We start from the raw sequence: 18,115 nt of genomic DNA, 5'->3' as shown, positions 1-18,115 counted from the left end.
TTCCGAGGGATGCCAGATCCTACCCGGATGACTACTTTGTGAAAATCGCAATTACCAATGGTTGTTCGCCGGAGAAGGCGCAGGGGGTCTTCTCCGGCGAGCGGGGTCAGCTCTCCGCCAGCCCCTTCAACGCCGTGACCGCGTCCGCCGCGACGGAAGTCGTCAGGGTGCCCCCCGCGGCGAGGGGCGTGCGCGACCACCACTCGCCCGAGGCCGCCGGGAGATCCGGGCCGCCCACCACCAGGTCCGTCGCCAGCACCCGGCGGCCCGCGAGCACCGCCAAGCTTCCGTCCAAAGTGGAATCACCGATCGTCAGCGTCTGCCGCAGGACCGGCACCGAACCCCGGGTGACCTGCGACGACGTCGTGAGCGAGCCGGGGCGTTCGCCAATCCGGCCCAGCACCAGCACCTCCCGCGTGTGCAGGTACGCGTCCGTCGCCAGGGACGCGCGGAACACCGCCGTGTGCTGGGCGCGGGACGTGATGACCGTCGGCTCCGGCAGGTACTCCAACGAGCCGCCCGCCTCGACCACCACCGAAACCGTGGACAGCGAACCCTCGCCGTGCAGGCCGGGCAGCGCGAGCGTCGCCGCCACGCCGGAAAGGCGCAGGGACGCGCCGGGGCCGACGTGGACGGAAAGCAGCAGGTCGTCGCCACCCAGGGGCGTGGTCGCCGAGTTGACCAGGTGCACCACGGCCGTCGAACCGCGACCGCGGCGGGGGAACAACGTCAACGGCGCCATCGAGCGCAGCTCGCGCAGCACCGTGCGCGTGCCGTCGAAGCACGCCGTCAAGCGGGCGTGGGCCTTCACAGCAGGGAACGGACCCAGGCCGCGACGTCGGGTGCCTCCGGAGTGTCCACAAGGGACTGGGTGATGACCGGCAGCTCGCCCCGCATCCGGTGCGCGTCCGACGTCATCACGGCCATGTCCGCGCCCACCAGGTGCGCGAGGTCGATCTTGTTGATCACCAGCAGGTCCGCCGTCGTGACGCCGGGGCCGCCCTTGCGCGGCACCTTGTCGCCACCCGCCACGTCCACCACGAAGATCTGGCTGTCGGCCAGCCCGCGGCTGAACACCGCCGTCAGGTTGTCGCCGCCGCTTTCGATGATCACCAGGTCCAGCCCCGGGAACTTCTCCTCCAGGCGCTCGACCGCGTCCAGGTTCGCGGTGATGTCGTCGCGGATCGCGGTGTGCGGGCACGCGCCCGTCTGCACCGCCTCGATCCGGGCCGGGTCCAGCACCCCCGCGCGACGCAGGAAGTCCGCGTCCTCGGTCGTGTAGATGTCGTTCGTGACGACGGCGAGGTCGACCTCGTCGCCCAGGGCGCGGCACAGGGCAGCGGTCAGCGCCGTCTTGCCCGAACCCACCGGGCCGCCGATGCCGATCCGGTACGCGCGGCCGGCCGTCGGCGCCGGGTCGTAGTGGTCGGGTTCGGCGGCCGTCGGGTCGAAGTTGACCTCGTGGAAGTGACCGTGTCCGTGACCTTCAGCTGGCAAAGAGACGCACCTCTTCCTGGTGGTGCCGGGCGTGCGCCTCGGCGAACAGATCCAACGCCGGCGAACCCGGCGAAGGCAATGACGCCGGATCGTCGCCCGCCACGGCCGCCGCTTCCGAACAAACCGAAGCGAGGTCCAGGCGCGCGACAACGGCGTTGACAGCGAAGGGATCCAGACCCAGCAGCCGCACGACCGCGCTCGCCGGACCGCTCACCGCCAGGTACGCGACCGCCATCGCGGCGTCGTACGGTGAGCCGCCGGCGACGCCGACCAAAGCGCCCAGCACGATCGGGTGGTGGGGACGCGGGGTTTCGGTCAGCAACGCGTCCAAAACGGGAGACGGCCAAGCGATCCGGCCGGCCCGAGCGGTACCGCGCCCCTGAGCCCGGGACGCCTCACGCTGCGCGAGCGACGGAGTGCGCGCATCCAGCTCACTGTCCAAGAGGGACCAATTCCCGCTGGCGAGGGCCGCATGTGCCGAGGCAGCCGCGAAAACAGCCGCCAGGAAGCCCGCCGTCCGCAACCGCCCGGAAAGGAACTCCGGCAGATCACGGACGGACGTCACCAGCCGCCGGGATACGACTTCCTCCATCCCGCCACTGTGGACGTGCCCGCCGCCGGGGAAGCGGGAGTCCGCGAGGATCAGCGCCGAAAGGTCCATCAGAACAGGAAGTACCGTTGGGCCATCGGCAGTTCGGTCACCGGCTGCGGCTCGATCAGCTCGCCGTCGACGTGCACCGCGAAGCTGTCCGGCTCGACGCGGACGTCCGGCGTCGCGTCGTTGAGCACCATGTCCGCCTTGGTCCGCGCGCGGGTGTTCGACACGGCGACCAGCGGGCGCGTGATGCCGAACGTCTCACGCAGCCCACTGTCCAATGCGGACGGTGCGACGAAGTGCAGGCTCAGCGCGGCGCCGATGTTCGCACCGAACATCGGGCGCGCCACGACCGGCTGTGGCGTCGGGATGGACGCGTTGGCGTCGCCCATCGCCGCCCACGCCGGGAAGCCGCCCTTCAGGACCACGTGCGGCCGGACGCCGAAGAACTTCGGCTCCCACAGCACCAGGTCGGCGAGCTTGCCGACCTCGACCGAGCCGATCTCGGTCTCCATGCCGTGCGCGATGGCCGGGTTGATCGTGTACTTGGCGACGTAGCGACGCGCACGCAGGTTGTCGGCCGCACCGTCGCCGGGCAGGACGCCGCGGCGGCGTTTCATCACGTGCGCCGTCTGCCAGGTCCGGATGATCACCTCGCCGATCCGGCCCATCGCCTGCGAGTCCGAGCTCATCATCGAAATGGCACCCAGGTCGTGCAGGACGTCCTCGGCGGCGATCGTCGACGGCCGGATCCGGCTCTCGGCGAAGGCGAGGTCCTCGGGCACCGACGGGTTGAGGTGGTGGCAGACCACCAGCATGTCGAGGTGCTCGTCGAGGGTGTTCGCCGTGTGCGGCCGGGTCGGGTTGGTCGAGGACGGCAGGATGTTCGGCAGCGAGACGACCTCGATGATGTCCGGGGCGTGCCCGCCACCGGCGCCTTCGGTGTGGTACGCGTTGATCGAACGGCCGCCGATGGCGTCCACAGTGGACTCCAGGAAGCCCGCTTCGTTGAGCGTGTCCGTGTGGATCGCGACCTGGACGCCGGACTCGTCGGCCACGGTCAGGCAGGCGTCGATCGCAGCAGGGGTGGTACCCCAGTCCTCGTGGAGCTTGAAGCCGCCGGCGCCCGCCGCCAGCTGCTCGCGCAGCGCTTCGTGCCGGACGGTGTTCCCCTTGCCCAGCAACAGGACGTTGACCGGGTAACCGTCCATGGCGGACAGCATCCGGCCGAGGTTCCACGCGCCCGGCGTGACGGTGGTGGCTTTCGTGCCTTCGTTGGGACCGGTGCCGCCACCGACCAAAGTGGTCAGTCCCGCCGCCAGCGCGGTGTCGACGAGCTGCGGGCAGATGAAGTGGACGTGGCAGTCGATGCCGCCGGCGGTGAGGATCTTGCCGTTGCCGGCCAGTACCTCCGTCGACGGGCCGATCACCAGCGCCGGGTCGACGCCGTCCATCGTGTCCGGGTTGCCCGCCTTGCCGATGCCGACGATCCGGCCGTCGCGCACGCCGACGTCGGCCTTGACGACGCCCCAGTGGTCGAGGATGACAGCGCCGGTGATGATCAGGTCGGGCGCGCCCTCCGCGCGCGTCGCCATCCCCTGGCCCATCGACTCGCGGATGACCTTGCCGCCGCCGAAGAGCACTTCGTCACCGCTGCCGCCGGGCCCCATCGAACGGTCCTCGGTGACCTCGATCAGCAGGTCGGTGTCGGCGAGCCGGATCCGGTCGCCGGTGGTCGGGCCGAACAGTTCGGCGTAGCGCTCGCGGTCGATCTGCGGCATTCAGAACTCTCCCGAGAATTCGGACCGGAGCCCCGGAACCCGGCGCGCGCCGGCGAGCGGAACAAGATCGACTTCGCGTTCGACACCGGGTTCGAAGCGCACCGACGTGCCGGCCGGGACGTCAAGGCGGTGGCCGCGGGCGGCGTCACGGTCGAATTCGAGGCCGGGGTTCACCGCGGCGAAGTGGTAGTGCGAGCCGACCTGCACCGGCCGGTCGCCGAGGTTGCGCACGAGCAGCCGGACGCGCTCGCGGCCCGGGTTCAGCTCGACCGGCTCGTCGCCGGGGATGATCTCGCCTGGACGCATCCGGCTCCTCTCTCACGTGGCGGTGCGTCACACGATCGGGTCGTGCACGGTGACGAGCTTGGTGCCGTCCGGGAAGGTGGCCTCGACCTGCACCGAGTCCACCATTTCGGGCACGCCGTCGAGGACCTGCGCCCGCGAGAGCACGGTCCGGCCGCTGGCCACCAGCTCGCTGACCGTGCGGCCGTCGCGGGCTCCTTCGAGGACGTGGTCGGTGATCAGCGCGACGGCCTCGGGGTAGTTCAGCCGGACGCCGCGGTCCAGCCGCTTCCGCGCGACGTCGGCCGCCACGTGGACGAGCAGCTTGTCGCGCTCCTGCGGGCTGAGGTGCATCGCTCAGGTCTATCACCCGGACCGGCGCTCCGCCTGGTTCGGAAACATACCTTTAACCTGGGTTTCGTCACACTGCGTGGCGGAAATTCTCCGGCCGCGCGGCTTCGGTGACTGAATCGTTCTCGTAATCGTGACCGAAACCACCGCATCTTTCGATTGCCCCCCGGCGATCGAGGGAGCAAGGTCTATCCATCCGTGCGATGGTGCGCGCTTTCCGTGCGTATCCCGTCAGCGCGACCAGCCGGGGAAGAAAGCGCACCGAAAGGTTTCGCGAAACAGTGACTACCTCCACGATCAGCAAGCCACAGCCGTCCGGCCAACCCGACGACGGCTTCCGACCGGGTCTGGAGGGCGTCGTCGCCTTCCACACCGAGATCGCCGAACCCGACCGGGACGGCGGTGCGCTGCGCTACCGCGGCGTCGACATCGAGGACCTCGCCGGCAAGGTGACCTTCGGTGACGTGTGGGGCCTCCTCGTGGACGGCCGGTTCGGCCACGGCCTCCCGCCCGCCGAGCCGTTCCCGCTGCCGGTCCACACCGGCGACGTCCGGGTGGACGTCCAGGCCGCGCTGGCCATGCTCGCGCCGATCTGGGGCTACCGCCCGCTGCTCGACATCACCGACGAAGAGGCCCGTGAGCAGCTGGCCCGCGCCTCGGTGATGGCGCTGTCGTACGTCGCGCAGTCGGCGCGTGGCATCGGCCAGCCCGCTGTCCCGCAGACCCGCGTCGACGAGGCCCACTCGATCACCGAGCGCTTCCTGATCCGCTGGCGCGGCGAGCCCGACCCGGCGCACGTCAAGGCGCTGGACGCCTACTGGGTGTCGGCCGCCGAGCACGGCCTCAACGCGTCGACCTTCACCGCCCGCGTCATCGCCTCCACCGGCGCCGACGTGGCGGCGGCCATGTCCGGCGCCATCGGCGCGATGTCGGGCCCGCTGCACGGCGGCGCCCCGGCGCGCGTGCTGCCGATGATCGAAGAGGTCGAGCGCTCCGGCGATCCGGCGGGCCTGGTCAAGGGCATCCTCGACCGCAAGGAACGCCTGATGGGCTTCGGCCACCGCGTCTACCGGGCCGAGGACCCCCGGGCGCGCGTGCTGCGCCGCACCTGCCAGGAGCTCGGCGCGTCCCGCTTCGAGGCGGCCGCCGCGCTGGAGCAGGCCGCGCTGAAGGAGCTGCGCGAGCGGCGCCCGGACCACCCGATCGAGACGAACGTCGAGTTCTGGGCCGCGGTCATCCTCGACTTCGCCCAGGTCCCGCCGCACATGATGCCGGCGATGTTCAGCTCGGCGCGCACCGCCGGCTGGGCCGCGCACATCCTGGAGCAGAAGCGCACCGGACGCCTGGTGCGGCCGTCGGCCAAGTACATCGGCCCGGCCCCGCGGACCCCGGAAGAGGTCGAGGGCTGGGAACTGGTCACCAAGCACTGACCCACGAGCAGACCGGCACTTTCACGCGAAAGTGCCGGTCTGCTCGTGTGCGGCGGTGGCGCCGAGCATCGCCGTGAGCTGGTCCACCAGCCAGGTGTCCAGGGATTCGCGCGGGACCGTGCGCTCCTGCAGCCAGCTCAGCAACGCGCCTTCGACGACCGCGGTCCAGCAGCGCAGGGTGAGCGAGAGCAGCGGCGACGGATCTTCGACGCCCAGCGCGTCCAGGATCAGGGCCACCGCCCGGTTGCGGACCTCGTCGATCGCCGCGTCCGTTTCGGACGTCGCGATCACCGAACCGCTGCGCAGCACCGCGATGTAGCCCGCGCGGTAGTGGTCGGCGACGTCGATCAGGCCCCGGACGGCGGCCCGGAGCCGGGTTTCGGGCGGCCCCTCCTCGAGCCCGGCCAGGCCGTCGATGAGCCCGACGGTGACCGTGCGCAGCGCCTCGACCTGCAGCTCGCGCAGGCTGGAGAAGTACCGGTAGAACAACGGCCGCGACACCTCGGCGCGCGCGACGATGTCGTCCACGGTGACCAGTTCCGGCGCACGGGAGCCGAACAGGTCGAGCGCGGCGCGGATCAGGTCGTCGCGGCGGGCCTGCGGCGACATCCGCCGCGGCCTGCTCACGGCGTCAGGTCCAGTTTCGCCGCCTGGCGCAGGAGTCCGGGCGTCAGTCGCGAAAGGACCAGCGCGACCTTGGCTTCCGGAGTGGACGGTGCGATCGCGGTGTCCTTCTCCACGGCTCGCAGGATGTCCTTCGCGACGCCTTCGGGGCCGAAACCGCGTCGTGCGTACAGCTTCGAGCTCTCTCGCTGCCGCCGCCGTTGCTCCTCTTCGGACACTCCGACGAAGCGCGTGGTGGTGGTGATGTTGGTCTTGACGATCCCCGGGCACACCGCGGTGACGCCGATGTGGTGCTCGGCCAGCTCGGCGCGCAAGCAGATGCTCAACGTCAGCACGGCGGACTTCGTCGTCGCGTAGGCGGTGAGGATCTTCGACGGCAGGTAGGCGGCCGCCGAGGCGAGGTTGACGATCTGGCCGCCCTCGGCGCGTTCGGCGAGCATCGGCGCGAACGCGCGGCAGCCGTGGATCACGCCCCAGAGGTTGACGTCGATGACGCGTTCCCAGTCCTCGACGGACGTGTCGAGGAACGGGCCGGACATCCCGATCCCGGCGTTGTTGACCACGATGTCCGGGACGCCGTGGTTCTCGCGGACGTCTTCGGCGAAGCGGTGCACGGCGGCGCCGTCACTGGAGTCCACTGTGTACTCGGCGACCCCGTGGTCGCCGAGGAGCTTCCGGGTTTCGGCGGCCGCGGCCTGGTCGATGTCGGTGATGACGACGTCGGCGCCCTCCGCGGCGAAGGCGAGCGCGGTGGCGCGCCCGATGCCGCTGCCGGCACCGGTGACGACGACCAGCTTGTGCGCGAACCGGCTGGTCCCCACGCGCGCCCGGCGCAGGCCCCGGCTCTCGGCGCCGGTTTCGACGTGCTCGATCAGCTCGGCGGCGGCCCGAGCGACCACCTTCGGCTTGGCGCGGGTCACCCAGTGCGTCCCGACGATCCGGCGGATCCGCAGGTCGGGCACCCAGCGCGCGACCTCGGTCTGCAGCGGCGCGGTGACGTAGGCGTCGCTGGTCGGGGCGAGGACCTGCACCGGGACGTCGGCCGCCCGCGGCGCGGGCCGGGACAGCCGGGTGAACATGTTGGCGCGGTACAGCTCGAGGCCGTTGATGCCGTCGGACTTCTCCGGTGGCGCCGCGTCGGGCTCCATGCGCTGGATCTGCTTGCCCAGCAAGCCGGTGCGCCACAGCAGGTCCGGGATCAGCGGGAGCTGGAACGCGAGGATGTACCACGAGTGCAGGAACTGGCTCAGCGCGTTCTTGAGCCGCTTCGGCGTCGGGCGGGTGACCTGGGCGCGGAACCACGCGCCGGCGTGGTCGAGGCTCGGGCCGGAGATCGACGTGTAGGACGCGATCCGGCCGCGCAGGCCGTCGCCGGTGACGGCGTGCCAGGCCTGGATGGAGCCCCAGTCGTGGGCGAGGAGGTGGACCCTGCCGTGCGGCTTCACCTCGTCGACGACGGCTCGGAGGTCGTCGGCCAGCTGGTCCAGCCGGTAGGACGCGCGTCCCGACGGCTTGGCCGACTGTCCGGCCCCGCGGACGTCGTAGGTGACGACGCGGTGGTCCGGCGCCAGCTCGGCGGCCACGCCGGCCCACATCGAGCTGTTGTCGGGGTAGCCGTGCACGAGCACGACCGTGGGCCCGTCTTCCCGGCCGTCGATGTGGACCGAGAGGCGGACACCGTCGCTGGCGGTCACCCACTTGTGAGACATTCTGTCATGTTAGACAGGATGTCAACAGTGTGTTCACCCACGCGGCGGCTGGCGGCCGGCCGACGTTCATGCATTCGGCGGGTTTTTGCTGGTATGACAGCGTTTTCGTGGTTCCACGGGAAACCAAGCCGGGGCCCGGCTGACGACTCTGTCCATCGAACGGTGGACACCCGGATTCAGCTGAGCGTTGCTCCTCATCGGGGCCGCGAGCGAGCAGGCTGTGAGCCATGACCACAGCAGTGAGCGTGCGCGGCCTGCGCAAGCAGTACCCCGGTCACCTCGCGGTGGCCGGGCTCGACCTGGACATCGCCCCGGGCGAGGTCTTCTCCCTGCTCGGCCCGAACGGCGCGGGGAAGACCACGACCGTCGAGATCCTCGAAGGCCACCGCCAGCGGAGCGGCGGCGAGGTCACCGTGCTCGGCGAGGACCCCGGCAAGGCCGGCCGCGCCTGGCGGTCGCGGATCGGGATCGTCCTGCAGACCGCCAACGACGCCGCCGAGCTGAGCGTCGCCGAGACCGTGCAGCACTTCGCGAAGTACTACCCCGACCCGCGCGACCCCGACGAGGTCATCGAGAAGGTGGGGCTCACCGAGAAGGCCAAGGCGCGGATCAAGTCACTGTCGGGCGGGCAGCGGCGCCGCGTCGACGTCGCGCTCGGCATCATCGGCCGGCCCGAACTGCTCTTCCTCGACGAGCCGACCACCGGCTTCGACCCCGAGGCGCGGCGGCAGTTCTGGAAGCTGATCAGCGACCTCGCCGCCGAGGGCACCACCATCCTCCTCACCACCCACTACCTCGACGAAGCCGAGGCGCTCGCCGACCGCGTCGCGGTGATCGCTCGTGGCGAGATCGTCGCGCAGGACACGCCGCAGAACCTCGGTGGCCGCGCCGCCGCCGAGGCCACCGTGCGGTGGTTCGACGAGCGCGGCGAGCACGTCGAACGCACCGCGTACCCGACCAAGCTCGTCACCGAGCTCTCTGCTGGGGGTAGGGAGCTCGGCGGGCTGACCGTGACCAGGCCGAGCCTGGAGGAGATCTACCTGGACCTGATCGGAGACAAGGCATGACCACTGCGAGATCCGGGGCTTCGCCCCAGGCCGGGGGCTCCGCCACCCGGAACCCCCGAAAAGCGACCATGCTCGCCCTCCCGGGCCCACTGTCACTCGGCCTCGCTCGCGGCGGCACCGAGCTGCGGCAGTTCTTCCGGCACAAGGAACAGGTGGTCTTCACCTTCTCCCTGCCCGCGGTACTGATGATCCTGCTCGGGTCCATCCTGGACGGTCCGACGGCCTTGGCGGGTGTCACGTCCGGGCAGCTGCTGGCAGCCGGGATGATCGGCTCCGGCATCGTCTCGACCTCGTTCAACAGCATCGCGACCGGCGTCGCGGGCGACCGGGAAACCGGGGCGCTCAAACGCCTTCGCGGCACGCCGATGCCGTCGGCGTCCTACTTCATCGGCAAGATGGTGCTGGTCGCGGTGTCCAGCCTGGCGCAGACCGTGCTGATGGTCGCGGTCGCGACGCTGCTGTTCGGGCTGAAGCTGCCGTCCGACCCGGCGAAGTGGCTGACGCTGCTGTGGGTGTTCGCGCTCGGCATCGTCTCGTGCACGCTGCTCGGCATCGCGATCAGCTCGCTGGCGAAGTCGCAGAACGGTGCCGTCGCGGTCGTCCAGATGCTCTACCTGGTGCTGCAGTTCATCTCCGGCGTGTTCGTCTCGCCGATCACGCACCTGCCGAAAGTTATGGTGGACATCGCGTCGTTCTTCCCGCTGAAGTGGATCTGCCAGGGATTCCGATCGGTGTTCCTGCCGGACGGCGCCGTGAGGATGGAGATGGCCGGGTCATGGGAGCTTCCGCGGGTGGCGCTGGTGCTGGGGATCTGGTGCGTGGCGGGCGCGGTGCTGGCGCGGCTGAGCTTCCGGTGGACCGACGCGAAGTGAAGGACGCCTGGGACCGGTTCAACTGGCTCTGGGAGATCCTCTTCGCGGTGGCGTACCTGGCCACGACGACGTTGGTGCTGCTGGACGAGACCGATCCGGTGCGCACCCTCGTCGCGGTCGGGGCCCTCACCGCGCTCGCGCTGACCTACCTGCTGTGGGGGCGGCGGGTGGTGCGCGACGACGGGCACCTCCGGCAGCGGTGGCTGCTGGCGGTGCTCGTCGTGGCGCTGGTCGCGGTCGCGATGTTCGCCAACACGACGTCCAGCTTCATCCTGTTCATGGTGTGCCCGCTGCTGTTCTCGACGCTCGAGTTCCGCCCGGCCGCGGTGCTCACCACGCTGGTGATCCTGCTGAGCCCGCTGTCGTCGATCGCCGCCGACGGGCTGCGGGGTCCGGCGCTGCACATCCTGCTGCCGATGACCGCGATCCTCGTCGTGTTCGGGATCCTGTCCGGCAAGTTCATCCTGCACGTCATCGAGGAGAGCCGGGCGCGGGCGGAGCTGATCGACCGGCTCGAGGAGAGCCAGGCCGAAGTCGCTCGGCTCTCCCGCGAGGCGGGCACGGCGGCCGAGCGCGAGCGGCTCGCGCGCGAGATCCACGACACGCTGGCCCAGGGCTTCACCAGCATCGTCACGCTCACCGAGGCCATCGAGTCCGAACTGGACACCGACCTGGCGGCAGCGCGGCGGCACGTCGAACTGGCCGCCCGGACGGCGCGGGAGAACCTCGCCGAGGCCCGCACGATGGTCGCCGCGCTGGCGCCGGCGGATCTGGCGTCGGGGTCCCTCGTGGACGCCGTCCGGCGCCAGGCCGGCCGGCTCGCCGACGAGACGGGCGTGTCGGTCGAGTACGAAGTGGACGGTGCGCTCCCGGCGATCGGCATGGCGGGCGAAGTGGTCCTGCTGCGCGGCGCGCAGGAGGCGCTGAACAACGTCCGGCGCCACGCGGCGGCGTCGTCGGTGTCGGTGCGGCTGTCCCTTGTGGACGATGCGGTCCGGCTGTTCGTCCGAGACGACGGCGTCGGCTTCGACCCGGACGGCGTCAGCGGTTTCGGCTTGCGCGGCATGCGGTCCCGGGCCGAGCAGGTGGGTGGCACACTGAGCGTCCGGAGCGGCCCGAGCGGCACCGAACTCACCCTGGAGGTGCCGGCTTGATCCGCATCATGCTCGTCGACGACCACCCCGTCGTCCGCGAAGGCCTGCGCGGCATGCTCGAAGCCGAGCCGGATCTGACGGTGGTCGGCGAAGCGGGCTCCGGCGACGAAGCTGTCGCACTCGACCGCGTCGCCTTGCCGGACGTCGTCCTGATGGACCTGCGGATGCCGGGGCTGGACGGCGTCGGCGCGACGAAGCGGATCCTGCGCGAGCAGCCGGGCCGCCGGATCGTCGTGCTGACGACGTACGAGACGGACGCCGACATCCTGCGCGCCGTCGAGGCGGGCGCGTCGGGATACCTGCTGAAGGACGCGTCGCGCACGGAGCTGGCGAACGCGATCCGCGCGGCGTCACGTGGCGAGACGGTGCTGGCGCCGTCGGTGGCGGGCAAGCTCGTCAACCGGGTGCGCAACCCGGAGCCGCAGTCGCTGTCGGCCCGCGAGGTGGAGGTGCTCCGGCTGGTGGCGAAGGGCGGCACGAACGCCGACATCGGCCGCGCGCTGCACATCAGCGAGGCAACGGTGAAGACCCACCTGCTGCGCGTGTTCGGCAAGCTGGGCGTCTCCGATCGGACAGCCGCGGTGACGACGGCGATGGCGAGGAACCTCCTCGGCTGACCAACCGCCTCGGGCATCACCCGTGACCCGAGGGGCATCACCCGTGATCCAGCAGGCATCACCCGTGATCCAGCAGGCATCACGCGTGATCCGAGGGGCATCGCGTCGATGCCCCGTTCAATCACACCCGATGCCCTCCCCATCACGCGTGATGCCCCTTCACTCACGCGTGATGCCGCTGCCGTCACCACGGCCGTGGCCCGGGACCTGCCTCGATCGCCGTCGCGCGGCAGAATGCGTCCATGCTTGAGTCGACCGAACACGCCCTGCTCCGCCGGATCGCCCACGAGCAGGCCGCCTGCCGGGCTCCCTCGCTCGTCGCCGCCGTCGTGCGGGACGGGGAGCTCGTCTGGTCCGGCGGCCGGGGACGCGTCGGCGACCGGCAGCCCGGCACCGACACCCAGTACCGGCTGGGCTCGATCACCAAGACCCTCGTCGCCACCGCCGTCATGCGCCTGCGCGACGAAGGCCTGCTGGACCTCAACGACCCGCTCGAGAAGCACGTCCCGGGCACGCCCTTCGGCGCCGCGACCGTCGCCCAGCTGCTCTCCCACACCTCCGGCCTGACCTCCGAGTCCCCCGGTCTCTGGTGGGAGCGCACCCCCGGCGCCGACTGGGACGCGCTCGTCGGAAGCCTCGCCGAAGGCGCCACCAAGCACCGGCCGGGCGCGCGGTTCCACTACTCGAACGTCGGCTACGGCGTGCTCGGCGAGCTCGTCTCGCGCCACCGCGGCAAGGACTGGCTGTCCGTGCTCGACGAAGAGGTCCTCGGCCCGCTCGGGATGACGCGCACCACCCCACACCCCGTCGGCGCGCACGCCCAGGGCTTCGCCGTGCACCCCTTCGCCGACGTCCTCCTGCCCGAGCCGAGCCCGGACGCCGGCGCGATGGCCCCGGCCGGGCAGCTGTGGTCCACCGCCGCCGACCTCGCCCGCTGGACGGCGTTCCTCGGCGGCCACGACGGCGGCGTGCTCGCGCCGGAGACCATCGAGCAGATGCGGACCATGGTCACCGTCGACGACACCGACGTCTGGACGACCGGCTTCGGCCTCGGCCTGATGCTCGTGCGCTACCAGGGCCGGCGGCTCGCCGGGCACACCGGCTCGATGCCCGGCTTCCTCGCCGTCACGCTGGTCGACCCGGCCGCGCAGACCGGCGCGCTCGTGCTCACGAACTCGACGTCCGGCGTCGGCATCACCCAGCTCTGCCTGGACCTCATCACGATGACCGACGAGCGGGAGCCGCGCCTGCCCGCCGAGTGGCAGCCGTCGGCCGTCGACCCCGCGCTGCTCGCCCTCACCGGCCTCTGGCACTGGGGGCCGACGCCGTACCACCTGCGCATCCAGGGTGACGGCCTGCTCCTGCTGGCCCCGGCCGACGGCGCCGGGCGCAGTTCGCGCTTCCGCGCCACCGGCCGCGACACCTACGTCGGCCTCGACGGCTACTACGCCGGCGAGACGCTCGAAGTGGGCCGGGACGCCGACGGCGTCGCCACGCACCTCGACCTCGCGACGTTCGTCTTCACCCGCACGCCGTACGACCCGGCCGCGCCGGTGCCGGGCGGCGTCGAAGGCTGGCGCTGACGTGCGGGGCCCCGCTCACACCCCCAGGGCGGCGAGCGGGGCCCTAAGCCAGCGCGGCAGTGCCGGCCGAGAAGGCGACAGCGGCGGCGAAGCGGGTGGCGATGCGCTTGCCCTCGCCCCAGTCGAACAGGCCGAACTTCAGGTTCGTCATGACCGTGAGCGTCGAACCTCCGGCCGCGGGCACCACCGTCGCGGTGATCTCCTGGCCCCAGCTCAGCAGGCTCATCCCGGTCCGGAACGACACGAACCCGCGCTGCGCGTCGTAGCGCGGGCCCTGCCCGCCGATCGCCGCGACCCCGGCGGGGAGCGCGTTCCACAGCGCCTCGGGCGGTGCCGGGAAGCTCTGCTGCACAGTCTTCATGACCGAGAGCCAACCAGCGGCGGCCGCTTCGGGAAACCGTGTTTTTACCCCCACGGCCCGCCGCCAGAAGCCGCCAGTCGGCGGAGCCGCCTAGAGTCGGAGGCGGGCGTCCCGGTGCCGGGAACGCCCCTGGTCCCACATAGCGGACACTGGCGAACCGCTATCACCAGCCGCATCCCGACCTGAGAGACTGGCCACATGACCGACGCTGAGTTGACCATCCCCGCAGACCTCAAGCCGGCCGACGGCCGCTTCGGCTGCGGACCGTCGAAGGTCCGCGCCGAGCAGCTGAGCGCACTGGCGGAGTCCGGCTCCACCTACCTCGGCACGTCGCACCGGCAGAAGCCGGTCAAGTCCCTCGTCGGACGCGTCCGGGCCGGGTTGTCCGAGCTGTTCTCCCTGCCCGAGGGCTACGAGGTGATCCTGGGCAACGGCGGCACCACGGCGTTCTGGGACGCGGCCGCGTTCGGCCTGGTCCGCGAGCGCGCCCAGCACTTCACCTACGGCGAGTTCTCGTCGAAGTTCGCCACCGTGACCAAGGGCGCGCCGTTCCTCGCCGACCCGATCGTCGTCAAGGCCGAGCCGGGCAGTGCCCCGGACATCGCCTACGAAGCCGGCGCGGACCTGGTCGGCTGGGCGCACAACGAGACGTCCACCGGCGTGGCCGTGCCGGTCCGTCGTCCCGAAGGGTCCGGTGACGCGCTCGTCGCGATCGACGCCACCTCCGGTGCCGGTGGCCTCCCCGTCAAGGCCGAGGACTTCGACGTCTACTACTTCGCGCCGCAGAAGTCGTTCGCCGCGGACGGCGGTCTGTGGATCGCGCTGGCTTCGCCGGCCGCGGTCGAGCGCATCGGCGAGCTCGGCGGCGGCGACCGCTGGATCCCGGAGTTCCTGTCGCTGACCACCGCGCTGGACAACTCCCGCAAGGACCAGACGTACAACACCCCGGCCGTCGCGACGCTCTTCCTGCTCGCCGAACAGATCGAGTGGATGAACGGCCAGGGCGGCCTCGAGTGGACGACCGCGCGCACGAAGGACTCGTCCTCGCGGCTGTACGAGTGGGCCGAGAAGACGAGCTACACGACGCCGTTCGTGAAGGACCCGGACCTGCGCTCGCAGGTCGTCGGCACGGTGGACTTCGCCGACGAGGTCGACGCCGCCGCGGTGGCGAAGGTGCTGCGCGCCAACGGGATCGTCGACACCGAGCCGTACCGCAAGCTGGGCCGCAACCAGCTGCGCGTCGGCCTGTTCCCGGCCATCGACCCGGACGACGTCACGAAGCTCACGCAGAGCATCGAGTACGTCGTCGAGCGCCTCGGCTGATCAGACGTCCATGAGGGCCGCGTCGAGGGACTCCCTCGGCGCGGCCTTCGCTTTGCCCAGCCGCCGGGCGGCGAACGCGGCCAGGACCAGCAGCGCGAGGCCGAACAGCTCGTAGGACTCCGTCGCGAGCCACCAGCCGATCGACGACGCCGGGCGCGGCGCGAACCACATCGGACCCCAGACGAACAGCGCCAGCCCGGCCGCGACGACCGCGCCCGACCACCACGCCACCACGCGATCGGTCCGCCAGGCGCGGACGCCGTGGTAGCCGGCCAGTACCAGGATCGGCACGCACCAGGTCCAGTGGTGGGTCCACGAGATCGGCGACACGAGCAGCCCGCCGAGCGCACACGCGGTCAGCGCGAGCACCGGCTCGCCCGCCCGCACGATCACCACCGCGACCAGGGCCATCACGGCGAGCGCGGCCAGCAGCCAGACCACGGTCCCCGCGGTTTCCGGCAGCCCCAGCCGCGTCACCAGGCCCTTCAGCGACTGGTTGCCGACGTAGTCGACGCCGCCGATGCGGCCCGCGTCGAAGACGAGCTTCGTCCAGTAGGTGAAGGACGCCGACGGCCGCGCCAGCCACAGCAGCGCGCCCGCCGCGACGAACCCGGCGACGACCCGCGCGGCCGACTGGAAGTCGCGGCGCACCAGGAAGTAGACGACGAACACCGCCGGCGTCAGCTTGATCGCCGCGGCGACGCCGATGAGCAGGCCCTTGGTGCGCCTGCGGTCGCCGGGAAGCAGGACGTCGAGCACGACCATGACCATGAGCAGCGCGTTGATCTGCCCGAAGCCGAGCGTCGAGCGCACCGGCTCGAGCAGGGCCCCGGCGAGCTGCGCGCCGACGGCGACCAGTGCGGCGGCGGTCCGGCCGGTGACCTCGGCGGGATCGGTGAGCGAGCCGTTGAGCGTCGCGACGTAGAGGTACGCGACGACGCCGGTCGCGACGATCGAGGCGATGCTGACCAGCTTCATCGTCACGGCGAAGGGCAGCAGCGTGCCGGGCAGGAACACGGCCGCGGCGAACGGCGTGTAGGTGAACGGCAGCAGGATCTGGTGGGTGGTCGGCACCCAGGCGTCGTACGGCGAGCCCTGCTGGGCCAGCGCCTTGGCCCCGCCGAGGTAGACCTCGAGGTCCAGGCCGTCGAACCGCTTGAGCACGAGGACGAGCACGACGGCGGCGACCTCGAGCAGGGCGAGCACCCAAGCCAGTTTCCGTCCGGACCAGCCCGACACGCTTTACCCCCACTCAGCCGCTCTCCGACCGGCCGAGATTACCGGGCCCTCAGCAGCACCCGCGCACCGGCAACCGCGCCGACCTGGCGTTCCCGGCCGCCGGCGGCCGGTTCGCCGCCGCTTCGACGCCGGCCAGCAGCCCGTCCAGCGCGGCGCGGTCGAGGACGCGGCCCGCGGTGACGACCGTGTGGACGCGGCGGACCGCGCGGATGTCGGCGACGGGGTTCGCGTCCAGCAGCACCAGGTCCGCCACCTTGCCCGGGGTGACGGTGCCGGCCGTGGCCTCGCGGCCGAGGTAGGCCGCCGCGTCCCGGGTCACCATCCGCAGCGCCCGCCGCGGGCTGAGCCCGGCCTGGACGAGCAGCTCCAGTTCGTCGTGCAGGCTGAAGCCCGGGTAGACGTACGGGTTTTCGCAGTCCGTCCCGCCGATCAGCCCGACGCCGGCCTCGCTCGCGGCCACGACGAGCCTCTGCAGCGCCTCGAAGTAGGCGTGCTGCTGCGCGATCTGCTGGGGCGTGGTGGGCGCGAACAGGGTGATGCGATCGGCCCAGTAGTCGCGGAGGTCCTGCGGGACGTACTTGAGCCGGACGTCGTGGGCGAAGGCCGCGGCGGGGCTCGAGATCACCCGGTTGACCGCGAGCGTCGGGCTCAGCCAGGTGCCGTGCCGGGCGAGCGCGGCGAAGTGGCCGGCCGCGGTGGCCGGGTCGTACGCCTGGGTGGCCTGCCGGTCGAGCTCGCGCGCCAGGTTGAAGAAGTCCCGTGGCGCTGCCGGGTCGAACGGCGTGGCGGCCAGGACGGCGAGGAGCTCGTCGCGGCGGCTCGACGTCGCGATCGGCAGCCCGAAGAGGTGCTCGAAGCTGCGGAGCCCGGCGCGTGCCGCGTCGACCTGGCCCACTCGGTACGGCCAGTGGCCGCCGAACGGCAGGCCGAGGGCCCGGCACTCGTCGGCGATCGCGACGAACACCTCCGCGGGCAGGTAGAAGTACACCTTCACGAAGTCGTCGCCGAGGTCCGCGGCGGCCCGGACGGCGGCGCGGCCCTCGGCGGGCGTCGCGACCTTCGTGACGGGCGGGGTGAGCAGGCTGACCGGGCCGTCGAGGATCGAGCTGCCCATGACGACCCGCGGGCCGAGCAGCTCGCCGCGGGCGATCTTGGCGCGGGTGGCCCGGTTCTCCGCGTACCCCCACATCTCGCGGATCCCGGTCACGCCGTTCGCCAGGAACAGCGGCGGGAAGATCTCCTCGTAGTCCAGCCCGTGGGTGTGCATGTCCCAGAGGCCGGGGATGAGGTACCGGCCACGGCCGTCGACGACCTGGGCGCCGGCCAGCGGCGGCAGCGCGCCGGCCGGGCCCGTCCAGGCGATGCGGTCGCCGACCAGCACGACCGCGGAGTCCGGCCGGTCGGGCCCGCCGGTGCCGTCGACGAGGGTCGCGCCCCGCACCACGACGACGGCCAGCCCGGCCGCGGCGGCGTCCTGGGCGAACAGCGCGGGCGCGATGCCCGCGGCGGCCAGGCCCGCGCCCGCCGTGGCCAGCCATCGCAGGAACTCCCGCCGGTTCGCCTCGACCCGCACCACGGCCGCCCCTCTCGTCGGGTTCGCGGCCCATTCAACGCGCCGGACGGCGGCCGT

At 71.6% G+C, this 18,115-nt stretch carries 18 protein-coding genes; 7 read left to right on the top strand and 11 right to left on the bottom strand.

What is annotated here, in order from left to right; all coding sequences use genetic code 11:
• Positions 1-106: 106 nt before the first annotated feature.
• The 6 genes from OG738_RS16005 to OG738_RS15980 are packed head-to-tail and all read right to left on the bottom strand — an operon-like array spanning position 107 to position 4,509.
• The gene (locus tag OG738_RS16005; protein WP_329054763.1) at positions 107-811 is read right to left on the bottom strand and encodes an urease accessory protein UreD; all 705 of its coding nucleotides are present in this window, start codon (positions 809-811) and stop codon (positions 107-109) included.
• Entirely contained in the window at positions 808-1,497 is a 690-nt protein-coding gene (ureG, locus tag OG738_RS16000; protein ID WP_329054762.1) for an urease accessory protein UreG, read from the bottom strand. Before ureG ends, OG738_RS16005 begins: the two co-directional genes overlap by 4 nt.
• Entirely contained in the window at positions 1,487-2,158 is a 672-nt protein-coding gene (locus OG738_RS15995; protein WP_329054760.1) for an urease accessory protein UreF, read from the bottom strand. Before OG738_RS15995 ends, ureG begins: the two co-directional genes overlap by 11 nt.
• On the bottom strand, positions 2,158-3,873 hold the full coding sequence (locus OG738_RS15990; RefSeq protein ID WP_329054759.1) for an urease subunit alpha: 1,716 nt from the start codon (positions 3,871-3,873) through the stop codon (positions 2,158-2,160). The genes OG738_RS15995 and OG738_RS15990 overlap by 1 nt, the downstream gene beginning before the upstream one ends.
• Positions 3,874-4,179 carry an urease subunit beta gene (locus OG738_RS15985; RefSeq protein WP_323324152.1) on the bottom strand — a complete coding sequence of 102 codons (306 nt, stop codon included), beginning with the start codon at positions 4,177-4,179 and terminating at the stop codon, positions 3,874-3,876.
• A 27-nt stretch (positions 4,180-4,206) separates the two neighbouring features.
• Positions 4,207-4,509: an urease subunit gamma gene (locus OG738_RS15980; RefSeq protein WP_086680249.1), complete on the bottom strand. Its 303-nt coding sequence runs from the start codon at positions 4,507-4,509 to the stop codon at positions 4,207-4,209.
• 278 nt (positions 4,510-4,787) lie between these two features.
• Between OG738_RS15980 and OG738_RS15975 the strand changes: the two genes are divergently transcribed.
• Entirely contained in the window at positions 4,788-5,936 is a 1,149-nt protein-coding gene (locus tag OG738_RS15975) for a citrate synthase 2 (RefSeq protein WP_329054756.1), read from the top strand.
• A gap of 21 nt (positions 5,937-5,957) precedes the next feature.
• On the opposite strand, the gene OG738_RS15970 is transcribed toward OG738_RS15975, so the two are convergent.
• Positions 5,958-6,545, bottom strand: coding sequence for a TetR/AcrR family transcriptional regulator (locus tag OG738_RS15970; RefSeq protein ID WP_329056716.1), 588 nt, complete (start codon positions 6,543-6,545; stop codon positions 5,958-5,960).
• Between the two features lie 14 nt (positions 6,546-6,559).
• Entirely contained in the window at positions 6,560-8,254 is a 1,695-nt protein-coding gene (locus OG738_RS15965; protein WP_329056714.1) for an SDR family oxidoreductase, read from the bottom strand.
• A 242-nt stretch (positions 8,255-8,496) separates the two neighbouring features.
• Between OG738_RS15965 and OG738_RS15960 the strand changes: the two genes are divergently transcribed.
• The 5 genes from OG738_RS15960 to OG738_RS15940 all read left to right on the top strand — a co-directional run bounded on the left by OG738_RS15960 (position 8,497) and on the right by OG738_RS15940 (position 13,562).
• Positions 8,497-9,336, top strand: coding sequence for an ABC transporter ATP-binding protein (locus OG738_RS15960; protein ID WP_329054755.1), 840 nt, complete (start codon positions 8,497-8,499; stop codon positions 9,334-9,336).
• A gap of 68 nt (positions 9,337-9,404) precedes the next feature.
• Complete coding sequence (locus tag OG738_RS15955; RefSeq protein WP_329054754.1) at positions 9,405-10,208, top strand: ABC transporter permease; 804 nt, start codon at positions 9,405-9,407, stop codon at positions 10,206-10,208.
• Entirely contained in the window at positions 10,205-11,362 is a 1,158-nt protein-coding gene (locus tag OG738_RS15950) for a sensor histidine kinase (RefSeq protein ID WP_329056713.1), read from the top strand. The genes OG738_RS15955 and OG738_RS15950 overlap by 4 nt, the downstream gene beginning before the upstream one ends.
• On the top strand, positions 11,359-11,979 hold the full coding sequence (locus tag OG738_RS15945) for a response regulator transcription factor (RefSeq protein WP_329054753.1): 621 nt from the start codon (positions 11,359-11,361) through the stop codon (positions 11,977-11,979). Before OG738_RS15950 ends, OG738_RS15945 begins: the two co-directional genes overlap by 4 nt.
• Before the next feature lie 242 nt (positions 11,980-12,221).
• Positions 12,222-13,562: a serine hydrolase domain-containing protein gene (locus tag OG738_RS15940; RefSeq protein WP_329054752.1), complete on the top strand. Its 1,341-nt coding sequence runs from the start codon at positions 12,222-12,224 to the stop codon at positions 13,560-13,562.
• A 43-nt stretch (positions 13,563-13,605) separates the two neighbouring features.
• Here the strand turns inward: OG738_RS15940 and OG738_RS15935 are convergent, their stop codons facing one another.
• Entirely contained in the window at positions 13,606-13,923 is a 318-nt protein-coding gene (locus OG738_RS15935) for a hypothetical protein (RefSeq protein WP_329054750.1), read from the bottom strand.
• Between the two features lie 198 nt (positions 13,924-14,121).
• Here OG738_RS15935 and serC point away from each other — a divergent pair, with 198 nt between their 5' ends.
• Positions 14,122-15,246 (top strand): phosphoserine transaminase, encoded by a 1,125-nt coding sequence (gene serC, locus OG738_RS15930; RefSeq protein WP_329054749.1) that lies wholly within the window; start codon positions 14,122-14,124, stop codon positions 15,244-15,246.
• On the opposite strand, the gene OG738_RS15925 is transcribed toward serC, so the two are convergent.
• On the bottom strand, positions 15,247-16,443 hold the full coding sequence (locus OG738_RS15925; RefSeq protein ID WP_329056712.1) for a glycosyltransferase 87 family protein: 1,197 nt from the start codon (positions 16,441-16,443) through the stop codon (positions 15,247-15,249).
• A 91-nt stretch (positions 16,444-16,534) separates the two neighbouring features.
• Positions 16,535-18,061: an amidohydrolase family protein gene (locus tag OG738_RS15920; protein ID WP_329054748.1), complete on the bottom strand. Its 1,527-nt coding sequence runs from the start codon at positions 18,059-18,061 to the stop codon at positions 16,535-16,537.
• Between the last annotated feature and the right edge of the window lie 54 nt (positions 18,062-18,115).

The sequence above is a fragment of the Amycolatopsis sp. NBC_01488 genome (genome assembly GCF_036227105.1).
GTDB lineage: Bacteria > Actinomycetota > Actinomycetes > Mycobacteriales > Pseudonocardiaceae > Amycolatopsis.
Note: the sequence above shows the minus strand (reverse complement) of the source record. Positions and strands in the feature narration are given on the sequence as shown.

Coding starts and splice junctions, on each gene's coding strand:
- OG738_RS15995 (WP_329054760.1), bottom strand. CDS start 2,158: ATGGACCTTTCGGCGCTGATCCTCGCGGACTCCCGCTTCCCCGGCGGC.
- OG738_RS15990 (WP_329054759.1), bottom strand. CDS start 3,873: ATGCCGCAGATCGACCGCGAGCGCTACGCCGAACTGTTCGGCCCGACC.
- OG738_RS15985 (WP_323324152.1), bottom strand. CDS start 4,179: ATGCGTCCAGGCGAGATCATCCCCGGCGACGAGCCGGTCGAGCTGAAC.
- OG738_RS15980 (WP_086680249.1), bottom strand. CDS start 4,509: ATGCACCTCAGCCCGCAGGAGCGCGACAAGCTGCTCGTCCACGTGGCG.
- OG738_RS15970 (WP_329056716.1), bottom strand. CDS start 6,545: ATGTCGCCGCAGGCCCGCCGCGACGACCTGATCCGCGCCGCGCTCGAC.
- OG738_RS15960 (WP_329054755.1), top strand. CDS start 8,497: ATGACCACAGCAGTGAGCGTGCGCGGCCTGCGCAAGCAGTACCCCGGT.
- OG738_RS15955 (WP_329054754.1), top strand. CDS start 9,405: ATGCTCGCCCTCCCGGGCCCACTGTCACTCGGCCTCGCTCGCGGCGGC.
- OG738_RS15940 (WP_329054752.1), top strand. CDS start 12,222: ATGCTTGAGTCGACCGAACACGCCCTGCTCCGCCGGATCGCCCACGAG.
- OG738_RS15935 (WP_329054750.1), bottom strand. CDS start 13,923: ATGAAGACTGTGCAGCAGAGCTTCCCGGCACCGCCCGAGGCGCTGTGG.
- serC (WP_329054749.1), top strand. CDS start 14,122: ATGACCGACGCTGAGTTGACCATCCCCGCAGACCTCAAGCCGGCCGAC.